The sequence below is a fragment of the Spiroplasma endosymbiont of Ammophila pubescens genome (assembly GCF_964020965.1).
Taxonomy (GTDB): domain Bacteria; phylum Bacillota_I; class Bacilli_A; order Mycoplasmatales; family Mycoplasmataceae; genus Spiroplasma.
The window spans coordinates 1383788-1399702 of record NZ_OZ026611.1 but is presented as its reverse complement, the minus strand read 5'-3'; the positions used below and the strand labels follow the sequence as shown (position 1 = coordinate 1399702).

Genomic DNA, 15915 nt, shown 5'->3' with positions numbered 1-15915 from the left:
GATACCACATTTTTCTTTTAAAAAAGAAAAAAATATTATAAATTTAACATAAAAAAAAGACTTAAAAAGTCCTCCTAAATATTACTTTAATGCTGCAAGAGCAACATTTAAAGCTTCATGTAATTGTGTCGCTGATTTTTCAAATTTAACTTGCTCTTCTTTTGTTAATTTTCACTCAATAATTTCTTCAATCCCATTAACACCAATAACTGCTGGTACACCAATGTAAGTTCCCATAACATTATATTCACCTTCACATTTTGCACCAATTAAAAAGGTTGATCTTTCATCATTTAAAATTGCTTTTGCAATTGATGATAAACATACACCAATTCCATAAAAAGTTGCTTTTTTCAAATCAATGATTTTATAAGCCATTTTCATCATTTGTTGGTGCATATCTTCTAAATCTTTTTCTGTTAATTTTCCTTCTGCCACAAAATCAGCAATTGATTTTTGCATAATTGAAGCTTTTGATCAAACAGAAACTGATGAATCACCATGTTCACCCAAAACATAAGCATTAACACTAGCTGGAGCAATGTTTAATTTATTACCAACTAATCTTCTTAAACGTGCTGAATCTAAAGTTGTTCCTGAAGAAATAACTTTATTTTTTGCATAACCAGTTACTTTTTGATAAACTGATGCCAGAACATCCACCGGATTTGAAGCAATTAGCGTAACACCCTTAAAACCTGAGGCTTTAATTTTTAAAGCAATATCTTGCATAATTCTTGCATTATCAGCAACCATATCTAATCGTGTTTCACCATCTCGTTGTGGTCTTCCTGCTGTAATAACAATTAAATCAGCATCTTTACAATCACTATAATCACCAGCTTTAATTGTACTAAAACGATTTTCTAAAACAGCAGTTGCATCTGATAAATCAATAGCATTCCCTTCTGATGCTTGTCGAAACGCATCAATTAGTACATAATGTTGTGCAATCCCTCTGTTCATCAATGAATATAAAAAGCTGTTTCCAACCATTCCACATCCAACTAAAACTACTTTTCTCGTTGAATTTTTCATATTTCTTCTCCTTTTAAAAATCTCCTATTTTATTATAGCAAAAAAATAAAAAATTTTTTTAAAAAGACTCAAAATAGATGGGTTTTTATAATTAAAATTGTAGCAAGCGATAATTTTATATATTAAAACTATATTTTTCAATAAAAAGTAGCAAACTAGAAATTATTTACTATTACATAATTTTACAGGGTACCATAACTCAAATCAAGTATTTTCTTTATTTTTTCTTAATTTCTATTAAAAATAATTAGTCCGGCCAAAACATTTAATTCAGTTAAGCTTATATTACTTTGAATTTTATTTATTTTTATGATATTTTTACTTATAGTTAAATTATTGAAATTAAATTTATGACAATTATTTTCAAAATAATATTTTATAAAAATTGATAAATTATATAAAAAATCTTCCTCATTTTTTCCTTCTCAATAAATTAAATAATTATAAGGATCATCATAAATTATAGAAAAATCTATTAATAGTTCATTATTAAAAAAATATTTAATATCTTTAATATCTTCAATCTCAATAAAAGAAATGATTGAAATTAAAATTATTTTATTATTTATTTGCTTAATTTTTGGCAATATTTCCTTAGCTTCATAATAATTTAATCCTATTAAAGGTTCTTCAAAAATACATAATATATTTTTATCATCCATTTTTGAAAAATATTCTAAAAATATTAGATATATTTTTTTATTTTAATTTCATCAACAATCTGAATAATTTCATTTTCAATATCAAAAATATTGAAAATAATTTGATCTAATAAATAATTAAATAAATTATCTTGATAATAATCAATATTAATGTCTTCTGTTTTTAATTTAGATTTAATTAAATCTAAAACTTGAAATTCTTGTAAATCTAAGTTATTTTGTAGAATAAAGGATGAAATAGGACAAAACAACTCTTATTAAAAGGGTTGTTTTTTTATTTGAAAATTTGATTTTTTTTAAAACTTAAATTTTATAAAACAACTTTAAAAATTAAATATGTTGGTTCTACAATTATTTAATTTTACAATTACATATTTTTTAGTGGAAGGTTCCCCAACATGGCATTTTGTCAGTAAAGAAACCAATAAAATTGTTAACTTGTTTTTTTGCGATTTTGTAAATTAATTACTTTGATTAAGATAAACAGATAATGCTGTATTCATAACTATTAATTAGCAAGAATAAAAATAAAATCGTGTGTGTAGAGGTTAAATAACTTTTAAGAACTGGGCAAGGATTTCTTAAATAATCTACTGGGGACTTGATGAGGAGGTATTTAATACTACAAGTAACTACAAAATGTAGAACATTGTAGTACTTTGTAGTTAATTGTAATAGGAGGTAAATATGAAAAAGTTAAATAAAATTTGTCTTAAACAAAGATATTGAGGTTATTGCTTTAAATGTAATCAAGAAAATAAAATACAAAAATTAATGCTTAAAAGTTATCCAGTAACATTTGAAGATATGACTGATGAAAATTGAGCATTAGGAAAACAAAATTAGGAGGAAAAAATGGCAAGTTATAAACATTGTAATCAATGTAGAAGAATATACCTTCCTAGTGATTATGAAATTAAAAATAAACCCTTAGAAACTTTAAAAAAATTAAAATACATGGTCATTTTGAAATGACATTTAAATTTAATAGTTATTGTGGCATTACGGAACATAGACATAGTGGCATAACTATAAAAGAATATTCGGAGGAATTAAATTATGAATAAAAGATACTTATTAGTAATGAAAAGTAAATATGGTGATTTTAAAACTTTATTTTTTTATACATTAGAAGAAGCAAAAATTATTAGTAATGTTGAAAATGAACAAGGATGATTAACAACAATTATTGATTTAAAAAATGAAAATATTAAATGAAAAAGATGTCAATAATAATGATGAATTTAAAAGAATTATTGAATGAATTATTTGATAATTATCCGTAAGCGGCACAAGATTATAGTTTAGATATTTGAGATAGATATTACCTTGAATTTGAAAAAAAACGCTTAACAGATGAAGAATTTGAAAACTTAAAACAAGTTTATTTTAGTAAAACAAAAAATAAACTTGCTGAAAAAGATAAAAAAATTGATCAACAACAATTATATAAAGAAGATTTTTACAAAAATCCATATTTAACATGTTCTATCGATTGAATATTAGTTGACAGTTTAAAATATGACAATTTACCTAATAAGGAAGATAAATAATGAGTGATATTGTAAAAAATACAGTAAATAATATTACATTTCAATTTCCTTTAAACGGAGCGGATTTTAAAAATGAAAGTCTTCTAGCGTATAATGTTCAAAAAATTAAAGAAGAAAATAAACAAGAATTAACTGAGTATATTTTTAGACATATTAATCATTATGTATTAAATGGTTATTAAGATGTTCATTTAAAAGATATTCCAAGTGCTATTACTAAAAATAATTTTGTTTTTAAAGAATGATTAGGACCTGTTTAAAAATTATTAGATGAGCATAATAGAATTGGCAAAATAATTACTAATTATAGAAATTATATTGAAAGATACAGAGTTGAAATTAATAATAATTTGAGACAAGCTCTCAAACAAAAACAACAAGAGTTTTTAAAAGAACAAGAATTAAAAAAACAGGAATTAATTGAAAAAGCAAATAATTTAACTGTTGATATGGGTTTAAATATAGATCAAATACAAGATGAACAAGTTAGAGTTATGGAAAAAGTAACTGAAATTGATAAATCATTAGAACCAAAACAACTTAAAAAAGTTGGTATTAATTTAATTAAAGAAAAATTATTAATCAAAGACATTAAAATATTAGGCATTGATAATGATTTTTTAGAAAATGCTAATCAATATGAATTAAAACAACTAATTAAATATTTAATTGTTGATGAAAAGTTAGTTAAAAACATAATTAAAGCTCAGTGAGAAACAAATACAGATAATAAATTAATTGGTATTAAAGGAATAAATATTCAAATTAAAGGAGTTAAATAAAATGGCAAATGAATTACAACAATATATTAAAGGTGCAATTGTTAAATATGAATTAAAAGTTAATGATAAATATTTAAAAGAAAATATTTTAGCATTAGAAGAATTGAAAATGAAAAATGGACAAAGTTATATGTCGTTAATTTCTAATGCAGAAAATGCAAAAATAACTGCGTTAGGAATTATTAAATTAAGTAATAAAGGTTTAATTTTTAGTAAAGATTTTAATATTATTCCATTTAAAAATAAATTAACTACTGTTATTGATAGTAAAGTTTATTGTAAAAGAATTGAAGAAGCAGGATATATTGTACGAAGATCTATTATTTTAAAAGGTTAAAAATTTGAATAAGATAGTTTAAATTCTTGTCCAAAAATTCATGAAATAAATTTGAATGCAAATACTAGTGATTTTAATTAGATTATTGGTGCTTATGCTTTTGCAAAAGATGAAAATGGAAATTATCAGGGCATTTTATTAAGAAGAGCAGATATTGATCGTTTAAAAAATAGTAGTCCGAGTGGAAATAGTGAATATTCTCCATGAAAAAAAATGGCCAAAAGAAATGGTTGAAGCTAAATTATATCGTAAATTGGCATTAGAAATGGGAATTGATATTTCAGATATTGATTTAGATGAAAAAGAAATTAAAGAAGATGGTAATTTTGAATATATACCTTTTAATGATATTACTGTCGCCAAAAATCAGGGGCAGATGAGCGATGAACCATTATCAAACAATATAAATAATATACCCCATCTAATAATGAAATAGCGTATACAAACGATAATGTAGTTAAAGAAGAAGATATCTCTAATGTAGTACCAGCAGTTAACAATGATGAGGATGTATACGCATGATAAAAATAGGTATTGACCCTTCTGGATCTGGTACTACGGGTATTGTTTGTTATATAAATAACAAATTAGTTGACAAAACAGAAATAATAAGCAAAGAATGAACAATACATGTATTAAAAATATTGGAATATATAAAAGAACAAAAAGAATGCTATATATATTGAAGATTGTTTACCAATTCAATTGCCTTCAACAAAAGATAGAGATAGTTTATTAAAATTAATAGGAACAATAAAATTTAATACTTATAATTATTTATTAGATGAAAATTTTAATAAAAAAACTAAATGGATAGCACCTATTTTTACTAAATCAGTTGTTAAAAATATGGAAAATTTAAGTAAATATAATGATGGTTGTATATGAGAATATGAAAAAGATAATAATTTAACTTATCAATATGGTAAAGGTTGAAAATATAATAATGAAAAAATAAGTAATCATTTACGAGATGCCATTATTATTGCTAATTATGATGGTAAAAAATAATGAAAACTAATTTAGGTGAATTAATACATGGTGACAGTTTAGAAATATTAAAAACTATTCCTAATAAAAGTATTGATTTAATTTTAACTGATCCACCATATTTTTATGAAAGTATAAGGAAAAAACAAAATAAATTAAAAGATAATAATGTAAAATTTGTAGGAAAATATATTGTTAAAAATGCACTTGGTTTAGTTAGTATTAAATCAACTAAACATATTGAATATGAAAAATATTTAAACGAATTTAAAAGAATAACAAAATTTATGAATTGCTTAATTTGATTAAATATTGAGCAAATTGACCAATATTTATCTATTATTCGTAAAAATAAGTGAAGATGATATTTATTAAAGTGAATTAAAACTAATCCTATTCCAAGGAATAATCCTTATTACGAGGATACTGAATATTGCTTATGAATTTTTGAAACAGGAGCTAAATATACTAAAACTTATGAAAATTGTAAAACTGTATATTATTACTCCATTGGTCAAGATGGAAATATTAATCATTCGACAGTTAAACCTATTGAAATGATTAAAGAGCAATTATTTAAGCATTCTCAGCCTGGTGATACTGTATTAGATTGTTTTTTAGGAAGTGGTACGACTGCAGTAGCTTGTGAATAATTAAATCGGCGTTGAATTGGTATAGAAATTAATGAAAAAATATTATAAATTATCAAAACAAAGATTAAGTAATATTCAAACTACATTATTTATTTAAAGTAGATTATTTATGAAAAGAAAATTAATTCGTAATATAAATGTTTACTTAAATGAAAAACAAGAAAAAGTTTGAAATGAATTACCTGAATTATATACCAACTCACAACGAATAGAACATATTATCAATTTTTATATAAGTCACAATAAAGGAGATGATAATAATGTGAATTAAATATAAAGGAAAAAGAATTAATTTAAGTAATCAAACACAAATTAAAAGTGGTATTAAATTTACTAATGAACTAATATTTTCAGATTATAAATATAAATTATCTTTTGAAAATATGGAGCAAAGAGATAAAGCATTAGAATTAATTGATACATTTATTAACAATGGTTGTTATCAACCTTATGTTAAAAAATATTATTTATTAGATTTAGATAAAGAATTAAATGAATAAATATATTTTATGTTATCATACAGAAAAAGGTAATATTCCATGTAAAACTCCTCTTGGTGAATATATAACTGGTACAGACCCTGAAAATGTAAATATCAATTCAACCTGAGAATGAGAATATTTAATCAATAAATATGGTGAAAAGAATTTAATTATCTTAAAAACAAATAAAAAAATAACCAATTAAGGTTATTTTTTATTTAACTATAATCATTTTTTATTGAATAATTCTTTAATATCATTTCTATTATTTGAAATAATTCTTCATATTGGATGTTTTTCAAGTAAATTTAATTCATTAATAGTTGTTGCACTCTTTATTTTTATTATCATTATATCAGAAGAATCTAATGTTTCTTTTGGAAAATCATTATACATATCACGCTTATAAATAGAATGCGGTTCATCTGCACTTAATTTGCTATTATTTATTAATTTTCTTTTAATTGTTAAATCTTTAATAGAAATATTATTTGTATCATTTGAAATTTAGCCATCTTGCTTAATTGTTATTCTTTTATAAGAATTATCTGCTAAAAATGAAAAAGATGATTTTTGTGATATTGTTTCAAAATAATATGTTACAAATTTATTAGCAGATGAATAGTCTGTTATTGAAATTGATATTTTATAGTAATATTTTGTTAAATCATAATCTGGAATTTTAAATGTTAATTTTTCGTTTGCCTCTGGAAAATTAATTAATTCTCAATCATTGCCACTACTAATAGATATATCACCACTATCTAATAATGAATTACCATTAATAGTTTTAATATTTTCACCACTTATTAATTTATCTTGTTTTAAATCAGAAACTGCAATCTCATTATTATCATTTTTAATAATTGTTTTATTATCAAATGGAACAGATAACTCATTATTAGAATTATATACCACTGATTTATTATCAACTTTATTTGAAACATTCTTTATATAATTATCAATATATTTTGCTAATAATTCTTGTGATATTTCAATTTGTCATATTCCACTTTTTTCAGTATCAGATCACGGAATAATATATAAAGTATTAGATCTAAAAATACTATTTTTTCATACATATTTAGCATCTGCTTCACTTAACATAATTGGTCTATCTTTATGATTAGTATCAGGGCGACCAAATCAAGTATGATATTCATTTTTAAAACCATAATTATCAGGGTTTATTTTAGTTATAGTTTGTGATTTATAAAACTTTGCTTTTTCTAATAAACTTATAACATCAGGGGAAAATTCTATCTTCATATTACTAGGATATGTATAACTTGCGACACCATCACTACTATTTTCACCACCACTAGAATATTCAATCCCAGTTCTTATTAAATATTGAGTTTGTAAACAACAAACAATTTTTACATAGTTAATCCTTTTTTTATCAATTTCACTATTTGGATCAAGTAATGGAAACTCCATTTCTAAACGATAACCACAAATACTATCTAATTGTAAACTTGCTCTTTAAATATCCTCAATTAAATAATTTGAAATATTATCATCATAAAGTTTTTTCCCATATTGTGCTACTAATTTATCAAAACCCTCTCAATTTTTAAACTCTTCTAATGTTATTAATTTAAAACTTTCTAATTTTGTTATATCTGCCATAATTCACCTCTTCGCATCACCATTATAAACAAAAAAAGTCTTTTTTAGACTTTAATTGTTTTATTAGATAACTTAATATCTTTTTTAGAAATTGGTGTTTTTGCTCTTTGTACTTTAACAATATGATTAAATTCTTCTTCAGTAATAGGTTTATTTGTTTCTAATACTTGTGCTCATTCTGTATTACCAAGACTCAAAGTATTAGCAGTTTGAATTAAACCTAAATGAATAGCCTCTAATGTTTCTTGTTCTACTACTTTATTTGTAGACTCTTTAAGTTTATTTTTAGTTACTTTCTTAATTAAAAGTTCCAATCCTTTATAACCTAAAATACCTGCAAAACAAGCACCAACACCAATACCAACTAAAATTTCATAACTCATATTTTATCTTCCTTTCTTAATTTTACGACACCATCTTAACATCACCATAAAATTTGTCCACCACTTATTTAAAAAACATGTTAAGATGAAGACGATCAAGAAAAGAGGTAAAATAAATGACATTTTTAGATTTTTTAGAGGAAATTAATATGAAAAGTAATTTAGTTATTTTTTTTAAAAAATAAAGAGTATAAATTTAATAAAAAAGAATATCTTAAAAGAAATGAAAATATACCTAATTATATAAAAAATATACCTAATCTGAATGAATGTAAAATTGTTGATATTGAATTTCTAATCAAAAAATGAAATAACAATTTAAAAATTACATTAGTATAAAAAAATCTAGCATTTTTGCTGGGCTTTTTTACTTAATTTCATAATTCTCATAAATTTTTATACATTCTTCTTTTGAAATAATTTTGTTTTCCATTAAAATTGATAGCATTTCTGTTCTTTTTATATCATTTAAAGAATTAAAATAATTAGATTTAATATATTTATTTTTAAAATCCTCTCTTGTAATAATTTTTGATACAAGAGGATAATGATATTTTCATAAATTTCATCATTCTATCATAATTTTATTTTGAAAACCATTAATATCATCTTGATTTATTAAAAATGATAATTCTTTTAAACTAATAAGTTTAGAGTTAAAATAGTCCATACATTTAAAGTGTCATTGTTTTTTGCTATTAAGATATTCAATATATGGTTCTTCTTTTTCTAATAAATTAATAAAGTCTTGTTTTAATTCATTCATTTTTTCACCCTTTTGATTAAATTAATAAAAGAGTTAAAAAACCTTATTCACTCTTACTTGAAATAATTATTTATTAATATATAATGTAAAGCAAGAATGATGATCAGGGTCATTCTCTTTTTTATTTAACTAGAATAATAATATCATACTATTTTACCAATACAATACTTTTTATATATACAAAAAATACTAAACTTAATATATTTCATTGCTAATATACCCCTTAAAACAAGTAATAAAGGTATTTACATTTAATTATATTTTTATATAATTAATATTATAAATAAGTTACGTTTCCAGTTATAAAAGAAGACATGGTTTTACTGTTTTTAAACCAAAAGGGAATTTACTTATTTAAACCTTTAAATTAACTATTAAATGAAAACTGGATATAATAGTTATCAAGCAGTACAAAAATAGAGTAAGTCCCTATTTTAAAAGTAATAGGCTCAGTGGTTTACAGCCTACTCTATATATGGATATCCAAATAAATTGTCGGTCAGAGTCTAGTCGGTAAATACTTCTAGAAACAAAGTTGCTGGTTGTTAAGATCCATAAGTTCATTTTGCTTATATTTTTAGCAGGCAAGCTGCTCGACAAAAAAAGAGATTTAATAATCTCTTTTTTATTGTATAATTCATCTAAGTAATTTATTAAATTAAATAAATTACTTATCCTTCTTGTAAAATATTTGTAGTAATCTTTTCTATGAATAATTATTTATCAAAATATCAACAAAAGTGCTTATTGTTAGCACTTTTTTATTTTTTTATTAACTAATTTACCCTTGCATATATATAATGTGACCAGTTAATAAAATATCAGAAAAAGAGGGTTAATATAAATGAAAAAATTATTAAGTATTTTAGGTGCAATTACATTAGTAGGAACAAGCACCACAAGTTTAGTTGCTTGTAATAAACCACAATATAGCGAAGATGAATTAAAAAAAGAAAAAGAAAAACATAAAATAGATACAAAAGACCAAACTATTAAAAACAATTTAGAATGAATGGCATCACAAGAAAAACCATTTAATAAAATTGACAATAAATATTATTATGTAGTGTGGCGTGGTGATAAAAGTAATGATTGAAAAATTGTTAAATTTAAAAATTTTGAACTAAAAGAAAAAGTTTTAGATAATTATGATAAATACGAACTTAAAACATCTCATTTTGGTGGTGATTTATTTATTTATAAAAATGGATTTGTAAGTTATGATTGAAATAAAGATAATGGAACTTATTTTAAATCAGTTTATCGTTGAAATTTAGATGCAAATGAACCTGATTTAATTATTGATGAAAACGGTAATGTAAAAGTTAAAGGAGAATAAAAAAATAGGGATAAAACCTTATTTTTCTTTTAATTTAATATTTGCTAGTGGATCAATTTCAATTTTAAAATAACCAACCATGTCTTCAAAATAAGAGGGAGGTCTAGCTCTATTACCACATTTTAAAAATAGTTCATAGAAAATTCTTATTTTTAATTTAACACCCTCATTATAAAATGCAATTTGAGTTTTAAAATGATAACCTGAGAACCTTTCAATTCAAGGGTAATCTTTTTCTTCTAAATAATTAAAAACATTAAATCCAGAATTATCAATATCTCTAATTTTAATTTCACGATTTACTCCTAACACTGCATTAATATAATCTTTATCTTGTCCACTACTTTGATTTGTATCTCCTTATATTCTTACTTTTCCAGATTTTGTGCTAATTATAAAACTATCATAATTATCTTGTACTTGTTTTAATTCAGTTGCTTCAAAAGTTTCAAAATCAAATAATAAAATATCTTGTGAATATGTTTTATATTCAGGAATTAGTTTTCCAGTTAATGTTGCTTGACTTTTCATATTAAATTCAGTATTTGCTTTGCTTAAATTAATTTGTACTGGATAAAAATTGATACTTGGTGGTGGGTCGGGTAATTTAACTGGTCAATCATGTACGATATCATCATCAATATATTGATCTAAATAACTAAGTGAATAAAGAGTTAATCAATCTCGGACTGAATTATTATATAAACTTGTTGTTTGTAAACTAACAAAATAATTCATAATTGAATATGGATCAAATAAATCAATATCATCTGAAAACATATAAATACGACATGCTGTTTTACCTAAATTATAAAAACCAACAGCATCAATTATATAATGACCACTACCAACAATATCAGTTAATAAATTTTTACTTTCCATTGTTGGTAATGATACACTTTCTTCATTAATTAAATAAATACTATCTTCATTATTAAATGATTGAGGTATCATTACACTACTAATTCTATAATTTTTTCCATATTCTTTTTTTGTTTTTTAGATCATATTGATGCTGTTATTTTATCTTTTAATGTAAATTCTCAACTTGTATTACTTGCACTAGCACCAATAATATCATTTACCTCATCTTGGGTATTATATTTAAAAGCATCTAAGGGGATATTATCTTGATTTTTTGATTGTGGACTAGTACTATCTTCAACAATAGGTCAATAACTTTCATCATAAAATGTATAATTTGCTTTACCAATAAATAAAGAAATTTTTGTTTTAATATTTGGATATAAATTATTAGTATTATTATCAATAGTTTTTCAATAAATCGGAATACCTAAACTTATTGCATTTAAAAATTTACCAACAATATGAATATCACGCTGAGTTCATGCAATACTTTATGTTATATCTATTGGCAAACTAATAATATGATTAACCATAACACTAAATAAATTTAACATATCTTTTAATTGCCCACGATTTTTACTTGGATTAATTGTATTATATCCAATATCAACATTATATTTAAAATAACCATTTGCTCGTACATCAAAATCTTTAATAACTTTATTACCTTTATAATTTAAAGCAACATCTTTAACTGTTAAATTATTTGGGTTAGTTGCTTGGGTTAATTTTCTATCTGTATTCAAATAACCCTCATAATTCTTTTTAATTTCTTGATTAGATTGACCTTGCTTTCTTTTTAATCAATTATCATATTGACCATTAATAGCAGGAATACCATTAGTTAATAAATAAGTAGTTAATGGTTTAGATGATTTTGTTAAACTATCCGCTACTGGCATTTTTAAATCGTCAATAAATAATCTTCTTTGAGGATATACTTTTTCATTTCATTTCCCTAAATTTTCAATAGAGCGACCAAAAATAACTGGTGCAGTGAAACCATTATTACCTAATAATGTTAATTGAATACTTTTAATACCATTATCATCAGTAAATTTCTCATTAATTTCATAATCTTTTGGAATTCCTAAATCATCTCATATTATTTTAGGAATTACATAACCTTCACCTGGTGCTGAAAATTGTACGAATTGTTGAATAGTTTGCCCAGTAGTATTAATATAATCTTTAACATAACTAAAAGTAATATTTCAATATACTAATTCATTTAAATCATTATATTTTGGTTGAGCATTTGATATAAACATTAATAAATTATCATCAACATCTTCTTTATCAGATTGTAAAGGAACTAAATAAGATCTTAAAAAATCTTCTATTTGAAAATTATAAGTAGTTTCAACCGTAATTGTACGATCAAGATATCAAACATTATATTCACCAAAATATTCTTCACCACCTAATTTAGAAAATTCAACAGTATCATTAATATTAACAATATGACATTTATAAGCATCACCTTTAAATTTTCTTTTAATAGCAAAATTATCTAATGCTTTATTAATTTTTTGTAAATTAATAACATAAACATTAAAACCATTTTCATTATTAATTTTTTCTCAAATATCATTAATTGGATAATTATTCTCAGGTTCTTCTGAATTAATAAAAACTTGTTTTGTTGCATCCCATAAATAAGTTTTTTCGGTACTAGTAATATATAAATAACTAATTTTATCTGTTAAACTATTTTTAAAATCATCAATAGAATAAGTAAATCAATCTTTTTCTTTTTGGAAAAAATCATAATTTCAAATATCAGGGATATGTCTAGATCTAATTTTAATTGCATTTTTTCATTGTGCTATTATTCCTTCTTTACCAGTAAATATTTATGACATTTGTGTAAAGTTTTGTGGTACTCCATTATTAGGTTGAAAACCTTTATCAGTAATATTTACTAATCCAGTTTTAATAATAAATGGAAAAAAGAAATAATTACTTTTAATATCAATATCTAATTTAGTTAAATCAGATCGGACACTATTATCCATTATTCTTTCATTTAAGTTTTTAAAAATACTATTAATATTTGGTACTTGCATTATTGTATATCTCCTTTAATATCTTCTTCTCTTGTTTGATTTTCTTCATTATCAATATAACTCATTTCTTGTTCTAATTGTGCTTTTTGTTCTGTTTTAATTTCTTTAAACATCATTCGTGCTTTTTTATTTGCACCTTATCTTGTTTATGAATTGTATCAATATGAGTAATAGTTCCATTATTTAATCTTCTATCAATTACTTCTGATTGGGTAATTTCATTAATAATAGAAATATCAATAAATTCTAATGTATAAGGTCTAACATTATCGTTATTTGGATTATTATCATTTAAGTTATCTCATTTTTTATAATGTCTAAATATATAATCAAATAACCGATATAATTTTGGTAATCTTAATGATCGTTTTTGTAAAGTAGTTTGAATATCTAATTTATTATTCATTAAAGATTCAGTTTTATTTGTATAATTATTACCTGAAAAGTTATCATATTCATAACCTGCGCCATTAAATATCATTTTCATAAAATAATCACTATCAATAGTTATTTCAGTATAATTTTGTTGAGAATGAATTAAACCCATTCCACTATTACCAGTTAAATTAGCATAACATTGTACTGTACTAGTAATAATAGCATCAGCACTTACTAATTCTTCTGAACCTTTACCGTTATCAACAAGTGAATGAGTAGTATCTTTTTGTCCTATAAAATGAGTACGATTAATAATTCTTTCAATTCTTTTATAGTAAATTTTGTCTTGTACATCTTTAATTAAATTAAATACAGGTAAACAATCAGGGGTAACATCTACTGTTGTTTTTGTACCATGCACTAATTTAGGTAAATTTGTAAATTCAACAATAGGTAATATATCAATCCCAGTATCATATTCCATTGTAGAAACTGGTCTTAGTTTACTTTCTAATTCACCGTAAGTTTGTCAAATTTCAATTTCTAAATCTTTTGCTGTATAGTAAGTTATTTTTGCTTTTCTAGGATAAAATTGTACTCTTTGATATCACATATAATCAGATTGAGCAGGTAATATTCACATTTCAGCATATTGTTCTATTTCTGAATATTTAGCAATACGAACATTTGAACCAATTGAAGCAACATCAATAGTTAAATCGCCAGTCTCTGTTTTTAATAAATACATTACACTACGACCATATAAACTATTTGCTAATTCATTTTAATATAGTTTGGAATAAACATAATTTTTTTCATATCATTCTTCTATTCAATCTTGCGTATCATCATTATCACAATTAAACATTAAGCCTTGCCCAATAGTTAATGGAGCAGCTTTTCTATTAGCAATAATTCAAGGAATATCAATATAGTATTTTTGTTCTTGTAATATTTTATATTTTCCTGTTTCTAAATAATTTAAATATTCAGGCTTATTAATTAATTCATTAAAATTTATTTCTTGTTTATTATTCATTTTTACACCTCTTTTTGTCATCACCCATTATATAATCAACAAAAGGAGAGTGTCAAAAAATGTGAAAATTATTAACATTAATTACTAGTATTTTAGAAAACCCAAAAATAGCATTAAGAATTATAAAATTATTAGAAAAATATGGTAATTCTAAAATAAAAGCAATTTTACAAAGTATTAAAGATATTGAACATCAATTAGCACAAATTCAATATTATTTAAACCCAAATATATTAAGTGATTTATTAGCAAAAATACCTAAAAGTTTAGAAATACAATTATTTAAAGATATTAGTTTTTTAGATAAAAATAAATATAAAGAAATTGTAAAATCATTAACACCATCAGAAAGTAATTGAACTATATTATCTAGTAGTTGATGTAAAAAGGGATTTTTTCAAATAACTAATAAACAAAAATTAATAGGTAATTTAACTATTTTAATTCAAAGTGATAATGATAAACAAAAAAGATGATATGGACCTTATACTTATCCAAAAGTACATATTGAAGTATGACAAGTAATGAAATCAGCAACTGGTAAAAATGGAACTGGGGCAGGGTCTGTATTTTGAAATATGTGATTACATGTGTGATTACGCAGTGAATTAAGAGAATATGTTAATTGACAAATATATACACAACAAAATAAAGGTAGCGGTGATGTTAAATTAAGAGCTAGTCGTATTAATAAAAACCTATTAGAATTAAATAAAGAAATAAATCGTTATAGTACTAATTTTTATCAAACAAAAGATGCTAAATTAAATAAAAATAAACAGTTTATAGATAATAAAAATTGATTAAATCAACAGCGAGAATATGTTACTAATTTAAAAACAAGATATAAAAATTTACATACTAAAATAATATCAAAACCAAAAACAATAAATATTTATAAATAACTTAAAAAGGTATTAATGTAATTAAAAAACCTTTAAACAA

The 15915-nt window shown here is 22.9% G+C and carries 28 protein-coding genes; 14 read left to right on the top strand and 14 right to left on the bottom strand.

Features of this window, described 5'->3' with window-relative positions:
• Positions 1 to 81: 81 nt before the first annotated feature.
• The 3 genes from ABNT63_RS09200 to ABNT63_RS09190 form a co-directional block, all read right to left on the bottom strand.
• On the bottom strand, positions 82 to 1038 hold the full coding sequence (locus tag ABNT63_RS09200) for an L-lactate dehydrogenase (protein WP_348735471.1): 957 nt from the start codon (positions 1036 to 1038) through the stop codon (positions 82 to 84).
• Positions 1039 to 1265: 227 nt separating this feature from the next.
• Positions 1266 to 1700: a hypothetical protein gene (locus ABNT63_RS09195; RefSeq protein ID WP_348735470.1), complete on the bottom strand. Its 435-nt coding sequence runs from the start codon at positions 1698 to 1700 to the stop codon at positions 1266 to 1268.
• A gap of 23 nt (positions 1701 to 1723) precedes the next feature.
• Positions 1724 to 1951, bottom strand: a complete 228-nt coding sequence (locus tag ABNT63_RS09190; RefSeq protein WP_348735469.1) for a hypothetical protein — start codon at positions 1949 to 1951, stop codon at positions 1724 to 1726.
• 436 nt (positions 1952 to 2387) lie between these two features.
• Here ABNT63_RS09190 and ABNT63_RS09185 point away from each other — a divergent pair, with 436 nt between their 5' ends.
• From ABNT63_RS09185 to ABNT63_RS09130, 12 genes are all read left to right on the top strand, one after another.
• A complete protein-coding gene (locus tag ABNT63_RS09185; RefSeq protein ID WP_348735468.1) occupies positions 2388 to 2546 on the top strand; it encodes a hypothetical protein in 159 nt (52 codons plus the stop codon).
• Between the two features lie 9 nt (positions 2547 to 2555).
• A complete protein-coding gene (locus tag ABNT63_RS09180; RefSeq protein ID WP_348735467.1) occupies positions 2556 to 2729 on the top strand; it encodes a hypothetical protein in 174 nt (57 codons plus the stop codon).
• A 30-nt stretch (positions 2730 to 2759) separates the two neighbouring features.
• The gene (locus ABNT63_RS09175; RefSeq protein WP_348735466.1) at positions 2760 to 2933 is read left to right on the top strand and encodes a hypothetical protein; all 174 of its coding nucleotides are present in this window, start codon (positions 2760 to 2762) and stop codon (positions 2931 to 2933) included.
• A 319-nt stretch (positions 2934 to 3252) separates the two neighbouring features.
• Entirely contained in the window at positions 3253 to 3435 is a 183-nt protein-coding gene (locus ABNT63_RS09170; RefSeq protein ID WP_348735465.1) for a hypothetical protein, read from the top strand.
• Between the two features lie 168 nt (positions 3436 to 3603).
• Positions 3604 to 4035: a hypothetical protein gene (locus ABNT63_RS09165; protein ID WP_348735464.1), complete on the top strand. Its 432-nt coding sequence runs from the start codon at positions 3604 to 3606 to the stop codon at positions 4033 to 4035.
• Between the two features lies 1 nt (position 4036).
• Positions 4037 to 4372 (top strand): hypothetical protein, encoded by a 336-nt coding sequence (locus ABNT63_RS09160; RefSeq protein WP_348735463.1) that lies wholly within the window; start codon positions 4037 to 4039, stop codon positions 4370 to 4372.
• Positions 4373 to 4598: 226 nt separating this feature from the next.
• On the top strand, positions 4599 to 4808 hold the full coding sequence (locus tag ABNT63_RS09155) for a hypothetical protein (protein ID WP_348735462.1): 210 nt from the start codon (positions 4599 to 4601) through the stop codon (positions 4806 to 4808).
• Positions 4809 to 5077: 269 nt separating this feature from the next.
• A complete protein-coding gene (locus ABNT63_RS09150) occupies positions 5078 to 5383 on the top strand; it encodes a hypothetical protein (protein WP_348735461.1) in 306 nt (101 codons plus the stop codon).
• The gene (locus ABNT63_RS09145) at positions 5383 to 6015 is read left to right on the top strand and encodes a DNA-methyltransferase (RefSeq protein ID WP_348735460.1); all 633 of its coding nucleotides are present in this window, start codon (positions 5383 to 5385) and stop codon (positions 6013 to 6015) included. Before ABNT63_RS09150 ends, ABNT63_RS09145 begins: the two co-directional genes overlap by 1 nt.
• 109 nt (positions 6016 to 6124) lie before the next feature.
• Positions 6125 to 6286, top strand: a complete 162-nt coding sequence (locus tag ABNT63_RS09140; RefSeq protein WP_348735459.1) for a hypothetical protein — start codon at positions 6125 to 6127, stop codon at positions 6284 to 6286.
• On the top strand, positions 6276 to 6515 hold the full coding sequence (locus ABNT63_RS09135; RefSeq protein WP_348735458.1) for a hypothetical protein: 240 nt from the start codon (positions 6276 to 6278) through the stop codon (positions 6513 to 6515). Before ABNT63_RS09140 ends, ABNT63_RS09135 begins: the two co-directional genes overlap by 11 nt.
• Positions 6508 to 6702, top strand: coding sequence for a hypothetical protein (locus tag ABNT63_RS09130; protein WP_348735457.1), 195 nt, complete (start codon positions 6508 to 6510; stop codon positions 6700 to 6702). Before ABNT63_RS09135 ends, ABNT63_RS09130 begins: the two co-directional genes overlap by 8 nt.
• 17 nt (positions 6703 to 6719) lie before the next feature.
• Here ABNT63_RS09130 and ABNT63_RS09125 read toward each other — a convergent pair whose 3' ends face one another.
• From ABNT63_RS09125 to ABNT63_RS09105, 5 genes are all read right to left on the bottom strand, one after another.
• Positions 6720 to 6893 carry a hypothetical protein gene (locus ABNT63_RS09125; protein ID WP_348735456.1) on the bottom strand — a complete coding sequence of 58 codons (174 nt, stop codon included), beginning with the start codon at positions 6891 to 6893 and terminating at the stop codon, positions 6720 to 6722.
• Between the two features lie 111 nt (positions 6894 to 7004).
• Positions 7005 to 7937 (bottom strand): hypothetical protein, encoded by a 933-nt coding sequence (locus ABNT63_RS09120; protein WP_348735455.1) that lies wholly within the window; start codon positions 7935 to 7937, stop codon positions 7005 to 7007.
• A 45-nt stretch (positions 7938 to 7982) separates the two neighbouring features.
• Positions 7983 to 8129, bottom strand: coding sequence for a hypothetical protein (locus ABNT63_RS09115; RefSeq protein ID WP_348735454.1), 147 nt, complete (start codon positions 8127 to 8129; stop codon positions 7983 to 7985).
• Positions 8130 to 8173: 44 nt separating this feature from the next.
• Positions 8174 to 8512, bottom strand: coding sequence for a hypothetical protein (locus ABNT63_RS09110; RefSeq protein WP_348735453.1), 339 nt, complete (start codon positions 8510 to 8512; stop codon positions 8174 to 8176).
• A gap of 367 nt (positions 8513 to 8879) precedes the next feature.
• Positions 8880 to 9278 (bottom strand): hypothetical protein, encoded by a 399-nt coding sequence (locus tag ABNT63_RS09105; protein WP_348735452.1) that lies wholly within the window; start codon positions 9276 to 9278, stop codon positions 8880 to 8882.
• Between the two features lie 844 nt (positions 9279 to 10122).
• On the opposite strand from ABNT63_RS09105, the gene ABNT63_RS09100 reads away from it, so the two are divergent.
• A complete protein-coding gene (locus tag ABNT63_RS09100; protein ID WP_348735451.1) occupies positions 10123 to 10617 on the top strand; it encodes a lipoprotein in 495 nt (164 codons plus the stop codon).
• A gap of 18 nt (positions 10618 to 10635) precedes the next feature.
• Here ABNT63_RS09100 and ABNT63_RS09095 read toward each other — a convergent pair whose 3' ends face one another.
• The 6 genes from ABNT63_RS09095 to ABNT63_RS09070 all read right to left on the bottom strand — a co-directional run bounded on the left by ABNT63_RS09095 (position 10636) and on the right by ABNT63_RS09070 (position 14970).
• Positions 10636 to 10929, bottom strand: coding sequence for a hypothetical protein (locus ABNT63_RS09095; protein WP_348735450.1), 294 nt, complete (start codon positions 10927 to 10929; stop codon positions 10636 to 10638).
• Positions 10930 to 10977: 48 nt separating this feature from the next.
• Positions 10978 to 11571 (bottom strand): hypothetical protein, encoded by a 594-nt coding sequence (locus ABNT63_RS09090; RefSeq protein ID WP_348735449.1) that lies wholly within the window; start codon positions 11569 to 11571, stop codon positions 10978 to 10980.
• A 404-nt stretch (positions 11572 to 11975) separates the two neighbouring features.
• A complete protein-coding gene (locus tag ABNT63_RS09085) occupies positions 11976 to 12755 on the bottom strand; it encodes a hypothetical protein (protein WP_348735448.1) in 780 nt (259 codons plus the stop codon).
• Positions 12756 to 13340: 585 nt separating this feature from the next.
• On the bottom strand, positions 13341 to 13553 hold the full coding sequence (locus ABNT63_RS09080; RefSeq protein ID WP_348735447.1) for a hypothetical protein: 213 nt from the start codon (positions 13551 to 13553) through the stop codon (positions 13341 to 13343).
• Between the two features lie 73 nt (positions 13554 to 13626).
• A complete protein-coding gene (locus tag ABNT63_RS09075; RefSeq protein WP_348735446.1) occupies positions 13627 to 14679 on the bottom strand; it encodes a hypothetical protein in 1053 nt (350 codons plus the stop codon).
• Between the two features lie 36 nt (positions 14680 to 14715).
• Complete coding sequence (locus ABNT63_RS09070) at positions 14716 to 14970, bottom strand: hypothetical protein (protein ID WP_348735445.1); 255 nt, start codon at positions 14968 to 14970, stop codon at positions 14716 to 14718.
• A gap of 59 nt (positions 14971 to 15029) precedes the next feature.
• Here ABNT63_RS09070 and ABNT63_RS09065 point away from each other — a divergent pair, with 59 nt between their 5' ends.
• Positions 15030 to 15875: a hypothetical protein gene (locus ABNT63_RS09065; protein WP_348735444.1), complete on the top strand. Its 846-nt coding sequence runs from the start codon at positions 15030 to 15032 to the stop codon at positions 15873 to 15875.
• Positions 15876 to 15915: the final 40 nt, after the last annotated feature.